This is a genomic window from Asticcacaulis sp. AC402 (genome assembly GCF_000495835.1).
Lineage (GTDB): Bacteria > Pseudomonadota > Alphaproteobacteria > Caulobacterales > Caulobacteraceae > Asticcacaulis.
Genome location: NZ_AWGC01000006.1, coordinates 175,678 through 189,126 on the forward strand (window position 1 = coordinate 175,678; position 13,449 = coordinate 189,126).

A 13,449-nucleotide genomic window follows, 5' to 3' on the forward strand; every position below is an offset into this window, starting at 1 on the left:
ATGGCTGCTACCATCCGCAATTTCGACGTCCTGCTGGCGCCGCACATCACCGAAAAGACGACCCTGCTCTCCGAGCAGAACAAGGTTGTCTTCCGGGTCGCGCTCGACAGCTCCAAGGACGAAGTCGCTTCCGCCGTCGAGGCCATCTACGACGTCAAGGTCACCAAGGTGAACACCATTGTCACCAAGGGCAAGACCAAGCGTTTCAAGGGCATCAAGGGCCGTCGCAGCGACATCAAGAAGGCGATCGTGACGCTGGCCGAAGGTCAGTCCATCGACGTCTCGACCGGTCTGTAAGGGAAGGCTCGCACAATGGCATTGAAACATTTCAACCCAACGTCGCCGGGCCGTCGCCAGTTGATCCTGGTGGACCGTTCGGAACTGCACAAGGGCAAGCCGGAAAAGTCGCTGGTCGAAGGCCTGACGAAGTCCGGCGGCCGCGGCGCCGGTGGCCGCATCGCCGTGCGCTTCCGCGGCGGCGGCGCCAAGCGCCTGTATCGGATCATCGACTTCAAGCGTCGCAAGCTTGACGTCGTTGGTACCGTCGAGCGCCTGGAATACGATCCGAACCGTACTGCCTTCATTGCACTGATCTCTTATGCTGATGGCGAGAAGGCCTACATTCTGGCCCCGCAACGCCTCAAGGCCGGAGACCAGATCATTTCTTCGGAAAAGGTCGACGTGAAGCCAGGTAACGCGGCGCCGCTGCGCAGCCTGCCGATCGGCACGATCATCCATAACGTTGAGCTGAAGCCCGGCAAGGGTGGTCAGCTGGCACGTTCGGCCGGTGCCTATGCTCAGCTGGTCGGCCGCGACGCCGGCTACGCTCAGATACGTCTCGGTTCGGGCGAGCTGCGCATGGTTCTCGACTCGTGCATGGCGACAGTCGGTGCCGTGTCCAACCAGGACCACATGAACATCAACCTGGGTAAGGCTGGCCGTTCGCGTCATATGGGCTTCCGTCCGCACGTTCGCGGCGTTGCCATGAACCCCGTCGACCACCCGCACGGTGGTGGTGAAGGCAAGACCTCGGGCGGCCGTAATCCGGTTACCCCGTGGGGCGTTCCCACCAAGGGCCGCAAGACTCGTACCAACAAGGCGACGGACAAGTACATCATCCGTTCGCGTCACGTTAAGAAGGCTCGCTAAACCATGGCTCGCTCCGTTTGGAAAGGCCCGTTCGTGGATGGCCATCTTCTGAAGAAGGTGGAAACCGCGCTCAATTCGGGTCGCAAGGAAGTCGTCAAGACCTGGTCTCGCCGTTCGGTCATCATGCCGCAATTTGTCGGCGCGACCATCGGTGTCTACAACGGTCAGAAGCATGTCCCCGTTCTCATCAACGAGGACATGGTCGGCATGAAGCTCGGTGAATTCTCGCCGACGCGCAACTTCCCCGGTCACGCCGCCGACAAGAAGGCGAAGAGGAAGTAACATGTCGCAGACCAAGAATCCGCGCCGCGTCAACGCTAACGAAGCCCGCACCAAGCTGGTTTCCGTGCGCATCTCGCCGCAAAAGCTCAACCTTGTCGCTGCCTCTATTCGCGGCCTCAGGGTCCAGCGCGCTCTCAACGAGCTGGAATTCTCGCGCAAACGTATCGCCAAGGACGTCCGCAAGGCGCTCTATTCAGCGATCTCGAACGCCGAGAACAACCACAACCTCGACATCGACAACCTGGTTGTCGCCGAGGCCTATGTCGGCAAGGGGCTGGTCATGAAGCGCTTCGCTTCACGCGCCCGCGGCCGTTCTTCGCGTATCATGAAACCCTTTTCCGAATTGACGATCGTCGTTCGTGAACTTGGCCAGGAGGCTGCGTAATGGGTCAGAAAGCCAATCCGATCGGCCTTCGCCTCGGCATCAACCGCACCTGGGACAGCCGCTGGTTCGCCCAGCGCCAGGAGTACGCCAAGCTGCTCCACCAGGATCTGCGAATCCGCAAGATGCTGAAGGAAAAGCTGAACGCCGCCGGCGTGTCGCGCATCATCATCGAGCGCCCGCACAAGAAGTGCCGCATTACCATCTACGCCGCCCGTCCGGGTGTCGTGATCGGTAAGAAGGGCGCCGATATCGACAAGCTGCGCAAGGACGTTTCGGTCATCACTGACGGCGAAGTGTTCCTGAACCTGGTCGAAGTCCGCAAGCCGGAAGTCGATGCGCAACTGGTGGCCGAGTCGATCGCCCAGCAACTGGAACGTCGCATCGCGTTCCGTCGCGCCATGAAGCGCTCGATCCAGTCGGCCATGCGTCTTGGCGCCAAGGGTATCCGGATGAACTTGTCGGGCCGCCTTGGTGGTGCTGAAATCGCCCGGATGGAATGGTACCGCGAAGGCCGCGTGCCTTTGCACACCTTGCGTGCTGACATCGACATGGGTTTCGCCGAAGCTTTGACGACCTACGGCATTATTGGTGTCAAGGTGTGGATCTTCAAGGGTGAAGTGCTGGAGCACGATCCCTCGGCCCAGGACAAGCGTTGGGCGCAGGAAGCGGCTGGTCCGTCGTCGAACGACCGTCCGGAACGCGGCGAGCGTGGCGATCGCAACAACCGCGGCCCGCGCCGCGACCGCAACAAGGAGAACTAAGTCATGATGCTCCCCAAGCGGACTAAGTACCGCAAGGCGTTCAAGGGCCGCATCCACGGTAACGCCAAGGGTGGTTACACCCTGAACTTCGGTTCGTACGGCCTTAAGACCGTTGAGCCCGAGCGTCTCACCGCCCGTCAGATCGAAGCCGCACGTCGCGCCATCACCCGTCAGATGAAGCGTCAGGGCCGCGTATGGATCCGTATTTTCCCCGACCTTCCCGTCACCGGCAAGCCGGCTGAAGTGCGGATGGGTAAGGGCAAGGGCGCTGTCGACTATTGGGCCGCACGCGTTCACCCGGGCCGTATCCTGTTTGAAATCGACGGCGTGCCCGACGACATCGCGCGTGAAGCGCTGCGTCTCGGCGCTGCCAAGCTGCCCGTCTCCACCCGTGTCGTGACCCGTCTCGACGCCGGTGTTGCTGCGGCCGCGGAGTAAGTTAAATGACCAAGATTGCTGACTTTCGCGTCATGACCCCGGACCAGTTGCATGAGCAACTTCTGAGCCTGAAGAAGGAGCAGTTCAACCTGCGCTTCCAGAAGGCGACGGGTTCGTTCGAAAAGACCCACCGCGTCGGTGAGATCCGCAAGGACATCGCCCGCATTCAATCCCTGGTAACGGCTCAAAAGGCCGCTGCCAAGTCCGCCTAAGAGGATTTAGACCATGCCCAAGCGCATTCTCGAAGGTCTGGTCGTCTCCGACAAGGGCGACAAGACTGTGGTCGTAAGAGTGGAACGCACCATCCTGCATCCCGTCCTCAAAAAGACGGTGCGCAAGTCCAAGCGCTACCATGCTCACGACGAAAACAACACGTACAAGGCCGGCGAAAGCATCCGCATCATCGAGTGCGCGCCGAAGTCGAAGCTGAAGACGTGGGAAGTTATTCCCCGCGAAGCCAACTAAAGGACGTTTGATATGATTCAGATGCAAACTAACCTGGAAGTTGCCGACAATTCGGGCGCGCGCCGGGTCATGTGCATCAAGGTGTTGGGCGGCTCCAAGCGCCGCTACGCCTCGGTGGGCGACCTGATCGTGGTTTCGGTCAAGGAAGCGATTCCGCGCGGCCGCGTCAAAAAGGGCGACGTTCTGCGCGCCATTGTCGTACGGACGTCCAAGGACATTCAACGCAAGGACGGTTCGGTTATCCGTTTCGACACCAACGCCGCCGTTATCGTCAACAAGTCGAGCGAGCCGATCGGCACGCGTATCTTCGGGCCTGTGCCGCGTGAACTGCGCGCCAAGAACCATATGAAGATCATCTCGCTTGCCCCCGAGGTCATCTGAAATGACCTCGAAGACGAATAGAAGGAAGGTCATCTAATGGCTGCCAAGATCAAGAAGGGCGACACGGTTGTCGTCCTGACCGGCAAGGACAAGGGCCGTAGCGGCACCGTCACCAAGGTCCTCCCTGAGAACGAGCGTGTGCTGGTCCAGGGCGTAAACATGGTTCAACGCCATACGCGTCCGTCCCAGGGCAATCCCAACGGCGGCATCATCAACAAGGAAGCGTCACTGCACGTTTCCAACGTCGCCCACATCGACGCCAACGGCAAGCCGACCCGCGTCGGTTTCAAGATCGAAGGCGACAAGAAGGTCCGCGTTGCCAAGACGACGGGAGAGGTCATCAATGGCTGATACTGAAACCCCGGAAACGGTTTACGTTCCGCGCGCCAAGCAGGTCTATCTTGATACGATCCGCGCCGCGTTGAAGGAAGAGTTCGGTTATACGAACGAAATGCAGGTCCCCAAGCTCGACAAGATCGTCGTCAACATGGGTATCGGCGAGGCCACTGCCGACTCCAAGAAGGTCAATTCGGCCATTAAGGACCTGGCGGCCATCACCGGTCAGAAGCCGGCTCCGACGCGCGCGCGTCAATCCATCGCCGGCTTCAAGCTGCGCGAAGGCATGGTGGTTGGCGCCAAGGTGACCCTGCGCAAAGACCGTATGTACGAGTTCCTGGACCGCCTGATCACCATCGCCCTGCCGCGCGTGAAGGACTTCCGTGGCCTGAACGGCAATTCGTTCGACGGTCGCGGCAACTATGCCATGGGTCTGAAGGAGCACATCGTGTTCCCGGAGATCAATTACGACCAGATCGACCAGATGTGGGGCATGGACATCGTCGTTTGCACCACGGCCACGAGTGACAAGGAAGCCAAGTCGCTTCTGAAGCACTTCCAGTTCCCGTTCACCGCGTAAAGGACGGGTAGAGAGACACAATGGCAAAGAAATCCGCTGTCAACCGCAATGAGATGGTCAAGAAACTGGTGGCGCAATATGCCTCCAGACGCGAAGCCCTCAAGGCCAAGGCCAATGACGAAACACTGCCTCTTGAGGAGCGTTTCGAAGCCCGCCTGAAGCTGGCCAAGCTGCCGCGCAACTCGGCTGCGGTCCGCATCCGCAACCGCTGCGAAATCACCGGGCGCCCGCGCGCCTATTACCGCAAGATGCATATGAGCCGGATCGCGCTCCGGAAGCTGGGCAATGAAGGCCAGATTCCGGGCCTGACCAAGGCCAGCTGGTAAGGGGAGGGTACATTCATGTTCGTTAACGATCCCCTCAGCGATATGATCGCGCGCATCAAGAACGGCGCCATGCGCAGCCGCTCCAAGGTGCTGACCCCGGCCTCCAAGCTGCGTGCCCACGTCCTGGACGTGCTGCGCGACGAAGGCTATATCCGCGGCTATGAAGTCCTGGAGACCCCGGGTGAGTTCCCGCAGTTCGAAATCGAACTGAAGTATTTCGACGGTCAGCCGGTCATCGCGGAAATTGCGCGCGTGTCCAAGCCGGGCCGCCGAGTCTATTCGTCGATCAAGGACCTCAAGCCGATAAAGAACGGCCTGGGTATCTCGATCCTGTCGACGCCGAAGGGCGTCATGTCTGACACAGCTGCCCGCGACGCAAACGTCGGTGGCGAAGTTCTCTGCCGCGTCTACTAAGACGCGTCGGCTGAACACTTAAGGCACAAAGGTAAAATTATGTCTCGTATCGGCAAGAAGGCCATTACTGTACCGAACGGCGTGAATATCACGCTCTCGGGACAGGATGTCGCCGTCAAGGGCCCCAAAGGCCAACTGTCCTGGAAGGTCGTCGAGGAAATCGAAGTCCGTCAGGAAGGCAATGTTCTGCACATCAGCCCGCGTGGCGAAACCCAACGCCACAAGGCGATGTGGGGCCTGTCGCGGACGCTGATCGCCAACATGGTCAAGGGCGTCACAGACGGTTACGAAACCAGCCTGGAAATGGTCGGCGTCGGTTACCGCGCCGCTCTGAAGGGGCCAAACCTGTCGCTGCAACTGGGCTTCTCGCACGATGTCGACATCGTGCCGCCAGAAGGCATCAGGTTCGAAGTGCCGAAGCAGACCGAAGTCAAGATCATCGGGATCGACAAGCAGGCCGTCGGTGAGTTGGCCGCCAAGATCCGCAAGATCCGTCCCCCCGAGCCCTATAAGGGCAAGGGTGTTAAATACGCCGGCGAAAAGGTTCGCCGCAAGGAAGGCAAGAAGAAGTAAGCTATGGCCCTCTCTCCTCGTCAGCTGCTCGCGCGCCGTGCGGAACGCAACCGCACCCGTCTCAAGAAGCTCTCCAACGGCCGCCCGCGTTTGTCGGTCTTCCGTTCGGACAAGAACATCTATGCCCAGGTCATCGACGACGCCAGCGGTGTCACGATCGTGTCCGCTTCGTCGCTCGAAAGCGGCAAGAAGCAGGGCTCGGATCAGGCTGCCGCGACCGAAGTCGGCAAGCTGGTCGCTCAGCGTGCCATCGAAAAGGGCGTCTCGGACGTGGTTTTCGATCGCGGTGGCTACATCTATCACGGTCGGGTGAAGGCGTTGGCGGAAGCCGCGCGTGAAGCCGGTCTCAACTTTTAACGTGGTCGCGCATCGTAACCGGAAAGTGCTGACACTTTTCGGGATGCGCTCGTAAGGAATCCTGCATGGCCCGTCCCAGCGAAAACCGCGGCGACCGTCGCGACCGTACCGAGGAGCCCTCGGAATTCGTCGAAAAGCTCGTCGCTATCAACCGCGTCGCTGCCACCGTCAAGGGTGGCCGTCGTTTCTCCTTCGCCGCACTTATGGTTGTTGGCGATCAGAAGGGCCGCGTCGGCTACGGTCACGGCAAGGCGCGTGAAGTGCCTGAAGCGATCCGCAAGGCGACCGAAGAAGCCAAGAAGTCGATGATCCGCGTTCCGCTTCGCGAGTCGCGCACGCTGCATCACGACGGCTACGGCCGTTGGGGCGCTGGCAAGATCCAGATGCGCGCCGCCCCTCCGGGCACCGGCGTCATCGCGGGTGGTCCGATGCGCGCTGTGCTCGAAACCCTGGGCGTTTCGGACGTCGTCGGCAAGTCGATCGGCTCGTCCAACCCCTATAACATGGTGCGTGCAACGTTCGAAGCGCTGAAGGTCCAGTCGTCGCCGCGTCAGATCGCTTCCAAGCGTGGCAAAAAGGTCGCCGACCTGCTGTCGCGCCGCACCGATGGCGCGTCGTCGCCGGAAGCTTTGGAGAGCTAAGTCATGTCAGACAAGAATGGGGCTACGATCAAAGTCAGGCAGACCGGTTCGCCGATCCGCCGCACCAAGGACCAGCGCGCCACTCTGGCTGGCCTGGGTCTTAACAAGATGGGGCGCGTCTCCGAATTGGAAGACACGCCGTCCGTCCGCGGCATGATTGCCAAGGTCCAGCACATGGTGGAAATCGTCTCGTAATCGTCAGATTACATTGCGAGTTACAGATCGAGGCGCAGGTGTCTGCGCCTCGATTTGACTTTTAGAGAATTTGGCGCCATAGCCGCCAGACGTTTTAAGCCGAGTAGGGCGTCGCCCTGCGTATATAGCCCTCAAGCAGCGAAGCGGCAGGGCATACAAAATGGAGATTTAGGCACATGACCAAGCTGAACGAAATTCGCGACAACGAAGGCGCTACCAAGAACCGCATGCGTGTCGGCCGTGGTCCGGGTTCGGGCAAGGGCAAGACCGCCGGTCGCGGTGTCAAGGGCCAGAAGTCGCGTACCGGCGTCAGCCTGCTGGGCTTCGAAGGCGGGCAGATGCCGCTGTACATGCGTATGCCCAAGCGCGGTTTCAATAACCCGTTCGCCCTTAAGCTGGCCGAAGTCAATCTGTGGCGTCTGCAGGACGCCGTCGATGCCGGAAAGATCGACGCTTCCAAGCCGGTCGACGGCGCGGCCCTGGTGGCGGCCGGCGTCATCCGCCGCGAGCTGGATGGTGTCCGTGTGCTCGGCGAAGGCAATCTTACAGCCAAGCTTGACCTGACCGTCTGGTCAGCCTCGGCCTCGGCCGTCAAGGCCGTTGAAGCGGCGGGCGGCACACTGATCCAGAAGCGCCCGGTTAAAGCCGAAGCCTAAGTTGACCTTTCATTAAGCCTACCCCATATGGGGCGAGGGCGGTTGGAAGGTCGCGGGAAACGCGCATTCGGCTGTCCTCTCCCATTTGATAAGACTACCTGGGTTTTGAGGACTTTATGGCATCTGCTGCTGAACAACTTGCGGCCAATATGAATTTCGGGGCCTTTTCCAAGGCCACCGACCTGCACAAGCGGCTTCTCTTCACACTCGGCGCTTTGATCGTGTACCGCCTCGGCACATTTGTGCCTCTGCCGGGCATCGATAAGGCGGCATACGCGTCCTTTTTCGAACAGAACCAGGGCGGCATTTTCGGCATGATGAACATGTTTGGTGGCGGTGCCATCGAACAGATGGCCGTGTTCGCCCTGAATTTGATGCCCTACATCTCGGCCTCGATCATCGTGCAGTTGATGGGTTCGGTCTACGGCCCATGGGAAAAGCTGCGTAAAGAAGGCGGCGAAGCCGGGCGTAAGCAACTTAACCAGTACACCCGTTATCTGACCGTCATTCTGGGCCTGGTTCAGGCCTTCAGTATTGCATTTTCCCTCTACAATGGCGGCTTCGTCCTTGATAGTTTGAGCCAGCCCGTCTTTATTGCGTCGGCGACGATAATTCTGACGGCAGGTACTCTGTTGCTGATGTGGCTGGGTGAGCAGATCACGGCGCGCGGCATCGGCAATGGATCGTCCATGATCATCTTTGCCGGGATCGTCGCGGTCCTGCCGCGCACGATCGGGACAATGTTCAGCCTGGGGTCGACCGGAGATCTGCCAGTACCGGCTCTTGTCGGTATCCTGATCTTGCTGCTGGCCTGCGTCGTCTTCATCGTCTTCATGGAGCGTTCCCAGCGTCGTCTGCGCGTGCAGTATCCGAAGCGCCAGGTCGGCAACCGGATTGTAGGCGGCGAAAGCTCTTTCATGCCGCTGAAGGTCAATACGGCCGGTGTCATTCCGCCTATCTTTGCTTCGTCCCTGCTGCTGATGCCGACCTCGGTGGCCAGTTTTCTTAGCCAGAACAACGCTGCGGACCAGCCGCAGTGGTTACAGATCGTCGGCCAGGTGGCCGGCACCCTGACCCACGGCAATGCAATCTTTACCGCGCTCTACGCCTTTCTGATCATCTTTTTCTGTTTCCTGTACACGTCTTTGGTGTTCAATCCGGAGGAGACGGCGGAGAACCTGCGCAAGTATGGCGGCTTCCTTCCAGGCATCCGTCCGGGCAAGCGTACAGCCGAATATCTTGATCACGTCTTGACGCGAGTCACGGTCGTCGGTGCCGGTTACATCACCATCGTCTGTCTTTTGCCGGAAATCCTGATCTCGACCATGGGCAACGCCTTTTATTTCGGCGGCACGTCGATCTTGATTGTGGTTACGGTGACCATGGACACGGTAGCCCAGATCCAGTCGCACCTGCTGGCGCATCAGTATGACGGGCTGATCCGCAAATCAAAATTGAAAACGGGCGGCAAATCGGCTGCTGGTGCTGCCAAGAGTCGGGGAGCTCTGCGATGAACATCATCCTGTTCGGACCGCCGGCGGCGGGGAAGGGGACGCAGGCCAAGCGTCTGGTCGCGACGCGCGGCATGGTTCAGCTCTCGACGGGCGACATGTTGCGGGCGGCCATCGCCTCCGGCTCCGAACTGGGGACACGGGTCAAGACCATCATGGATACCGGCGGCCTGGTATCGGATGCCATCGTCATCGACCTGATCAAGGACAATCTGCCACGTACTGAAGCCGCCGGTGGCGCGATCTTTGACGGTTTCCCACGCACCGTAGCCCAGGCCGAGGCTTTGGACGCGATGCTGGGTGGCCGCGGCGCCAAGATCGACAAGGTCGTCCGCCTGAAGGTCGACGAGCAGGGCCTGATCGACAGGATCGCCAGGCGCTTCGAAGAAGAAGGCCGGGCTGACGACAACCCGGAATCTTACAAGGTTCGGCTGGCGGCCTACAACGCTCAGACGGCGCCGCTCCTGCCCTACTACGCGGCGCAGGGCAAGCTTTATGAAATAGACGGCATGGGCGCAGTCGACGACATTGCCGCCCGCATCGAAGCCGTGCTGGGCAAGAACGAATCCGCCACGACGGCTTGACCGTCGGGCTGAATTTCCGGGTCCTTTATGCGGGGCCGGATTGTGAGACCGTAAAAAAAGACTTGCTTTTTTTGCGGAATAACCCATTGACGGGAGCGAAAACCCTTCTATAAGGGCAAGCTTCCGCGAAATGACGCGTATGCGCCTTGATCCGGCCGGACGGCAGGTTCAGGGAGGCTTACGTGTCCTCTTTTCGTTTTACAGGTGCGCTGATGGCGCATTTCAGGAGATTACCTCGTGGCCCGTATTGCTGGTGTCAACATACCGACCAACAAGCGCGTGATCATCGCGCTTCAATATATCCATGGCATCGGTCCCAAGAAGGCCGAGGAGATCGTGCACAAGGTCGGCATCGAAGACGCCCGCCGCGTCAACCAGCTGTCGGACGCGGAAGTGTTGCAGATTCGTGAAACCATCGACCGGGACTATACGGTCGAGGGCGATCTGCGCCGTGAAGTTTCGATGAACATCAAGCGTCTGATGGACCTGGCCTGCTATCGCGGGCTGCGTCACCGTAAGGGCCTGCCGGTCCGCGGTCAGCGCACCCACACCAATGCACGTACGCGCAAGGGCCCGGCGAAGCCTATCGCCGGCAAGAAGAAGTAAGGATAGCCCATGGCCAAGGACACTTCCCGCGTTAAAAAGCGCGAACGCAAGAACATCACCTCCGGCGTGGCACACGTCAACGCTTCGTTCAACAACACCATGATCACCATCACCGACGCACAGGGCAATGCCGTGTCGTGGTCGTCGGCCGGCGCCATGGGGTTCAAGGGTTCGCGCAAGTCGACCCCGTACGCTGCCCAGGTCGCTGCTGAAGACGCTGGCAAGAAGGCCATCGAACATGGCGTCAAGACGCTCGAAGTCAGCGTTGCCGGTCCGGGTTCGGGCCGTGAATCGGCACTGCGCGCCTTGCAGGCTGTGGGCTTCACCATCACGACTATTCGTGACGTGACTCCGATTCCGCACAACGGCTGCCGTCCGCCGAAGCGTCGTCGCGTTTAATTCACCTATCAGATTTTTCGTCGCTCCGTCCGGCCTCCGGCTATTGGCGGGGCGACATTTCCTGTTCTTAAAGGGACGTCAATGATCGAAAGAAACTGGCAACAGCTTATTCGTCCCGAGAAGCCACAAGTCGAAGCAGGCACAGATCCTTCGCGCAAGATGCGTCTTGTCGCGGAGCCTCTGGAGCGTGGTTTCGGCGTGACCCTCGGCAACGCGCTGCGTCGCGTCCTCCTGTCCTCGCTGCAAGGCGCGGCCGTCACCTCCGTCCAGATCGACGGCGTGGTGCACGAATTCTCCTCCATCGAAGGCGTTCGTGAGGACGTGGTCGACATCATCCTGAACATCAAGCAACTGGCCCTGCGTATGCACGCGGAAGGCCCGAAGCGGATGGTGCTGCGCGCCTCCGGCGCCGGCCCCGTTACGGCCGGCCAGATCGATGTCCCGGCCGATATCGAAGTGCTGAACCCGGATCACGTCATCTGTACACTGGACGAAGGCGCCTCGGTGCGCATGGAGTTCACAGTGCAGAACGGCAAGGGCTATGTTGCGGCCGACCGTCTGCGTCCGGAAGATGCGCCGATCGGCCTCATCGCCGTCGACGCGCTCTACTCGCCTGTCAAGAAGGTGGCTTATCGCGTCGAACCGACCCGTCAGGGGCAATCGCTCGACTATGACAAGCTGGTCCTGGACGTTGAAACCAACGCCGCCGTCACGCCTGTTGACGCCGTCGCTTTTGCCGCTCGTATCCTGCAGGACCAGCTTCAGATCTTCATTACCTTCGAAGAGCCGAAAGCTCCGGTCGTGGAAGAGGGCAAGCCGGAACTGCCGTTCAACCCGGCCCTGCTCAAGAAGGTCGACGAACTGGAACTCAGCGTCCGTTCGGCCAACTGCCTCAAGAACGACAACATCGTCTATATCGGCGATCTGATCCTGAAGACCGAGAGCGAAATGCTGCGTACGCCGAATTTCGGCCGCAAGTCGCTCAACGAAATCAAGGAAGTGCTGGCCTCGATGAATCTGTCGCTCGGCATGGACATCCCGAACTGGCCGCCAGAAAACGTCGAAGATCTAGCCAAGAAGTTCGAAGACCAAATCTAGATTGTTTGCAAATGGGTGAGGCTGGCCTGCAAAGGCCCGTTTTCTGCGCTTCCGGTGCTCACGTACTTGAGTACGCTCCGCTCCGGTTCTCGAAAGCAGACCTTTTCGGCTCAGCCTGCCCCATTTTCAAAACAATCTGAGGCCGTCGACAAAAGAATAGAGAGCCGGATGGGGACACCCTTCCGGCTTTCCCTATTTTTAGGAGGTCCATTTTTGGTTCTCTGACTTACTGCGAAAGACCAAAACCTTGTCGCAGTAACTTCCGGGATTTCCCGGACGTCCGAAGCGGGCAGGGGCCGTCGGCCCTTCGACCTTTGCCTTTGGGCTCGATTTTGGGCCGCGCCGAGCCAAGGTGCCACGCGGTCTTATGGAGAAACCTCATGCGTCACGGTCACGGTCACCGCAAACTCGGTCGCACCACTTCGCACCGCATCGCCATGTTCGCCAACATGGCCGCCTCGCTGATCAAGCACGAACAAATTGTCACTACCCTGCCGAAGGCCAAGGAACTGCGTCCCTTCGTCGAAAAGCTGGTCACGCTCGGCAAGTCGGGCTCGCTGCACGACCGCCGTATCGCCATCTCGCGCGTCCGTGACGTGCCGCAGGTCGCCAAGCTGTTCGACGTCATTGCCAAGCGTTATGCCGACCGCAACGGCGGTTACATCCGCATCCTGAAGGCTGGCTACCGTCACGGCGACAACGCGCCGATGGCGATCATCGAGTTTGTCGATCGCGACGAAGCCGCCAAGGGTCTGGACTCGGGCCCGGTGTTGGAAACGGCCGGCGACGAAGAATAGGCCTCACTTGCAGGCAAAGCGAAAAGGGCCCCCGGTTTCGACCGGGGGCTTTTTTGTACCGCATCGATGCGTCTTCAGGTTTTGGTCATCTCATACCAATCCACGATGACCTTGACTCATCGTGGATTGGCAAGGGCGACTGCCCGCCCGAGCTTTTGCGAGGAGCCATGCGGCGTTTGAGCTGAAGAAATGCGAATACCAAGCGTCATTCTTTATGAGGCTTGGTATCAGTTAACGCGCCTGTGATGTTTCGTCAGCAACCGTTATTTCCGCAACTGCGAAATAGCTGTTAGCGTCATGGTGCGGCCGCTCAGACTCAGGCCGCGATTCCGTTCACCGCGCACCTGAAGGAGGCCTAAATGACCGACGAAGCCCTGTTGGAAGCCCCCATCGATGAGACGCAAGAAGCGTCCGGCGATATGGCCACAAGTAACTCGCTGACGCTGGAAGCGTCGAGCGAGGGCGTACTGCTTTTCAGTTCTCCCGTACTTGACCGTATCCGCACCAGCGATTGA

Annotated in this window: 25 protein-coding genes; all 25 read left to right on the top strand. The window is 59.8% G+C overall.

Annotated features, from left to right (window positions below):
• The 25 genes from ABAC402_RS24335 (at window position 1) to ABAC402_RS40100 (ending at window position 13,449) form a co-directional block, all read left to right on the top strand.
• Entirely contained in the window at window positions 1-297 is a 297-nt protein-coding gene (locus ABAC402_RS24335) for a 50S ribosomal protein L23 (protein ID WP_023448273.1), read from the top strand.
• Window positions 298-312: 15 nt separating this feature from the next.
• On the top strand, window positions 313-1,149 hold the full coding sequence (rplB, locus tag ABAC402_RS24340) for a 50S ribosomal protein L2 (RefSeq protein WP_031235168.1): 837 nt from the start codon (window positions 313-315) through the stop codon (window positions 1,147-1,149).
• A gap of 3 nt (window positions 1,150-1,152) precedes the next feature.
• Window positions 1,153-1,431 (top strand): 30S ribosomal protein S19, encoded by a 279-nt coding sequence (gene rpsS, locus ABAC402_RS24345; protein ID WP_023452147.1) that lies wholly within the window; start codon window positions 1,153-1,155, stop codon window positions 1,429-1,431.
• A 1-nt stretch (window position 1,432) separates the two neighbouring features.
• Complete coding sequence (gene rplV / locus ABAC402_RS24350; protein ID WP_023448275.1) at window positions 1,433-1,816, top strand: 50S ribosomal protein L22; 384 nt, start codon at window positions 1,433-1,435, stop codon at window positions 1,814-1,816.
• Window positions 1,816-2,577 (top strand): 30S ribosomal protein S3, encoded by a 762-nt coding sequence (rpsC, locus tag ABAC402_RS24355; protein WP_023448276.1) that lies wholly within the window; start codon window positions 1,816-1,818, stop codon window positions 2,575-2,577. The genes rplV and rpsC overlap by 1 nt, the downstream gene beginning before the upstream one ends.
• A 3-nt stretch (window positions 2,578-2,580) precedes the next feature.
• Window positions 2,581-3,015, top strand: a complete 435-nt coding sequence (rplP, locus tag ABAC402_RS24360) for a 50S ribosomal protein L16 (protein ID WP_023448277.1) — start codon at window positions 2,581-2,583, stop codon at window positions 3,013-3,015.
• Between the two features lie 5 nt (window positions 3,016-3,020).
• The gene (gene rpmC / locus ABAC402_RS24365; RefSeq protein WP_023448278.1) at window positions 3,021-3,227 is read left to right on the top strand and encodes a 50S ribosomal protein L29; all 207 of its coding nucleotides are present in this window, start codon (window positions 3,021-3,023) and stop codon (window positions 3,225-3,227) included.
• Window positions 3,228-3,240: 13 nt separating this feature from the next.
• The gene (gene rpsQ / locus ABAC402_RS24370) at window positions 3,241-3,480 is read left to right on the top strand and encodes a 30S ribosomal protein S17 (RefSeq protein WP_023448279.1); all 240 of its coding nucleotides are present in this window, start codon (window positions 3,241-3,243) and stop codon (window positions 3,478-3,480) included.
• Between the two features lie 12 nt (window positions 3,481-3,492).
• On the top strand, window positions 3,493-3,861 hold the full coding sequence (rplN, locus tag ABAC402_RS24375; RefSeq protein WP_006273901.1) for a 50S ribosomal protein L14: 369 nt from the start codon (window positions 3,493-3,495) through the stop codon (window positions 3,859-3,861).
• A gap of 36 nt (window positions 3,862-3,897) precedes the next feature.
• A complete protein-coding gene (rplX, locus tag ABAC402_RS24380; protein ID WP_023448280.1) occupies window positions 3,898-4,212 on the top strand; it encodes a 50S ribosomal protein L24 in 315 nt (104 codons plus the stop codon).
• A complete protein-coding gene (gene rplE, locus ABAC402_RS24385; RefSeq protein WP_023448281.1) occupies window positions 4,205-4,777 on the top strand; it encodes a 50S ribosomal protein L5 in 573 nt (190 codons plus the stop codon). The genes rplX and rplE overlap by 8 nt, the downstream gene beginning before the upstream one ends.
• A 20-nt stretch (window positions 4,778-4,797) precedes the next feature.
• Window positions 4,798-5,103, top strand: coding sequence for a 30S ribosomal protein S14 (gene rpsN / locus ABAC402_RS24390; RefSeq protein ID WP_006273904.1), 306 nt, complete (start codon window positions 4,798-4,800; stop codon window positions 5,101-5,103).
• 15 nt (window positions 5,104-5,118) lie between these two features.
• Complete coding sequence (rpsH, locus tag ABAC402_RS24395; RefSeq protein WP_006273905.1) at window positions 5,119-5,517, top strand: 30S ribosomal protein S8; 399 nt, start codon at window positions 5,119-5,121, stop codon at window positions 5,515-5,517.
• Window positions 5,518-5,556: 39 nt separating this feature from the next.
• Window positions 5,557-6,090 (top strand): 50S ribosomal protein L6, encoded by a 534-nt coding sequence (gene rplF / locus ABAC402_RS24400; protein ID WP_023448282.1) that lies wholly within the window; start codon window positions 5,557-5,559, stop codon window positions 6,088-6,090.
• A 3-nt stretch (window positions 6,091-6,093) separates the two neighbouring features.
• Complete coding sequence (rplR, locus tag ABAC402_RS24405) at window positions 6,094-6,447, top strand: 50S ribosomal protein L18 (RefSeq protein WP_023448283.1); 354 nt, start codon at window positions 6,094-6,096, stop codon at window positions 6,445-6,447.
• Between the two features lie 65 nt (window positions 6,448-6,512).
• Window positions 6,513-7,088, top strand: a complete 576-nt coding sequence (rpsE, locus tag ABAC402_RS24410) for a 30S ribosomal protein S5 (RefSeq protein ID WP_023448284.1) — start codon at window positions 6,513-6,515, stop codon at window positions 7,086-7,088.
• Window positions 7,089-7,091: 3 nt separating this feature from the next.
• A complete protein-coding gene (gene rpmD, locus ABAC402_RS24415; RefSeq protein WP_023448285.1) occupies window positions 7,092-7,283 on the top strand; it encodes a 50S ribosomal protein L30 in 192 nt (63 codons plus the stop codon).
• Between the two features lie 176 nt (window positions 7,284-7,459).
• Window positions 7,460-7,939: a 50S ribosomal protein L15 gene (gene rplO / locus ABAC402_RS24420; protein ID WP_023448286.1), complete on the top strand. Its 480-nt coding sequence runs from the start codon at window positions 7,460-7,462 to the stop codon at window positions 7,937-7,939.
• A gap of 116 nt (window positions 7,940-8,055) precedes the next feature.
• Window positions 8,056-9,453 (top strand): preprotein translocase subunit SecY, encoded by a 1,398-nt coding sequence (gene secY, locus ABAC402_RS24425; protein ID WP_023448287.1) that lies wholly within the window; start codon window positions 8,056-8,058, stop codon window positions 9,451-9,453.
• Window positions 9,450-10,034 (top strand): adenylate kinase, encoded by a 585-nt coding sequence (locus tag ABAC402_RS24430; protein WP_023448288.1) that lies wholly within the window; start codon window positions 9,450-9,452, stop codon window positions 10,032-10,034. Before secY ends, ABAC402_RS24430 begins: the two co-directional genes overlap by 4 nt.
• A 237-nt stretch (window positions 10,035-10,271) precedes the next feature.
• Window positions 10,272-10,640, top strand: a complete 369-nt coding sequence (gene rpsM / locus ABAC402_RS24435) for a 30S ribosomal protein S13 (protein WP_023448289.1) — start codon at window positions 10,272-10,274, stop codon at window positions 10,638-10,640.
• A gap of 9 nt (window positions 10,641-10,649) precedes the next feature.
• Window positions 10,650-11,039 carry a 30S ribosomal protein S11 gene (rpsK, locus tag ABAC402_RS24440; protein WP_006273914.1) on the top strand — a complete coding sequence of 130 codons (390 nt, stop codon included), beginning with the start codon at window positions 10,650-10,652 and terminating at the stop codon, window positions 11,037-11,039.
• Window positions 11,040-11,120: 81 nt separating this feature from the next.
• Entirely contained in the window at window positions 11,121-12,137 is a 1,017-nt protein-coding gene (locus ABAC402_RS24445; protein ID WP_023448290.1) for a DNA-directed RNA polymerase subunit alpha, read from the top strand.
• 380 nt (window positions 12,138-12,517) lie between these two features.
• On the top strand, window positions 12,518-12,934 hold the full coding sequence (rplQ, locus tag ABAC402_RS24450) for a 50S ribosomal protein L17 (protein ID WP_023448291.1): 417 nt from the start codon (window positions 12,518-12,520) through the stop codon (window positions 12,932-12,934).
• Between the two features lie 359 nt (window positions 12,935-13,293).
• Window positions 13,294-13,449 carry a hypothetical protein gene (locus ABAC402_RS40100; RefSeq protein ID WP_023448292.1) on the top strand — a complete coding sequence of 52 codons (156 nt, stop codon included), beginning with the start codon at window positions 13,294-13,296 and terminating at the stop codon, window positions 13,447-13,449.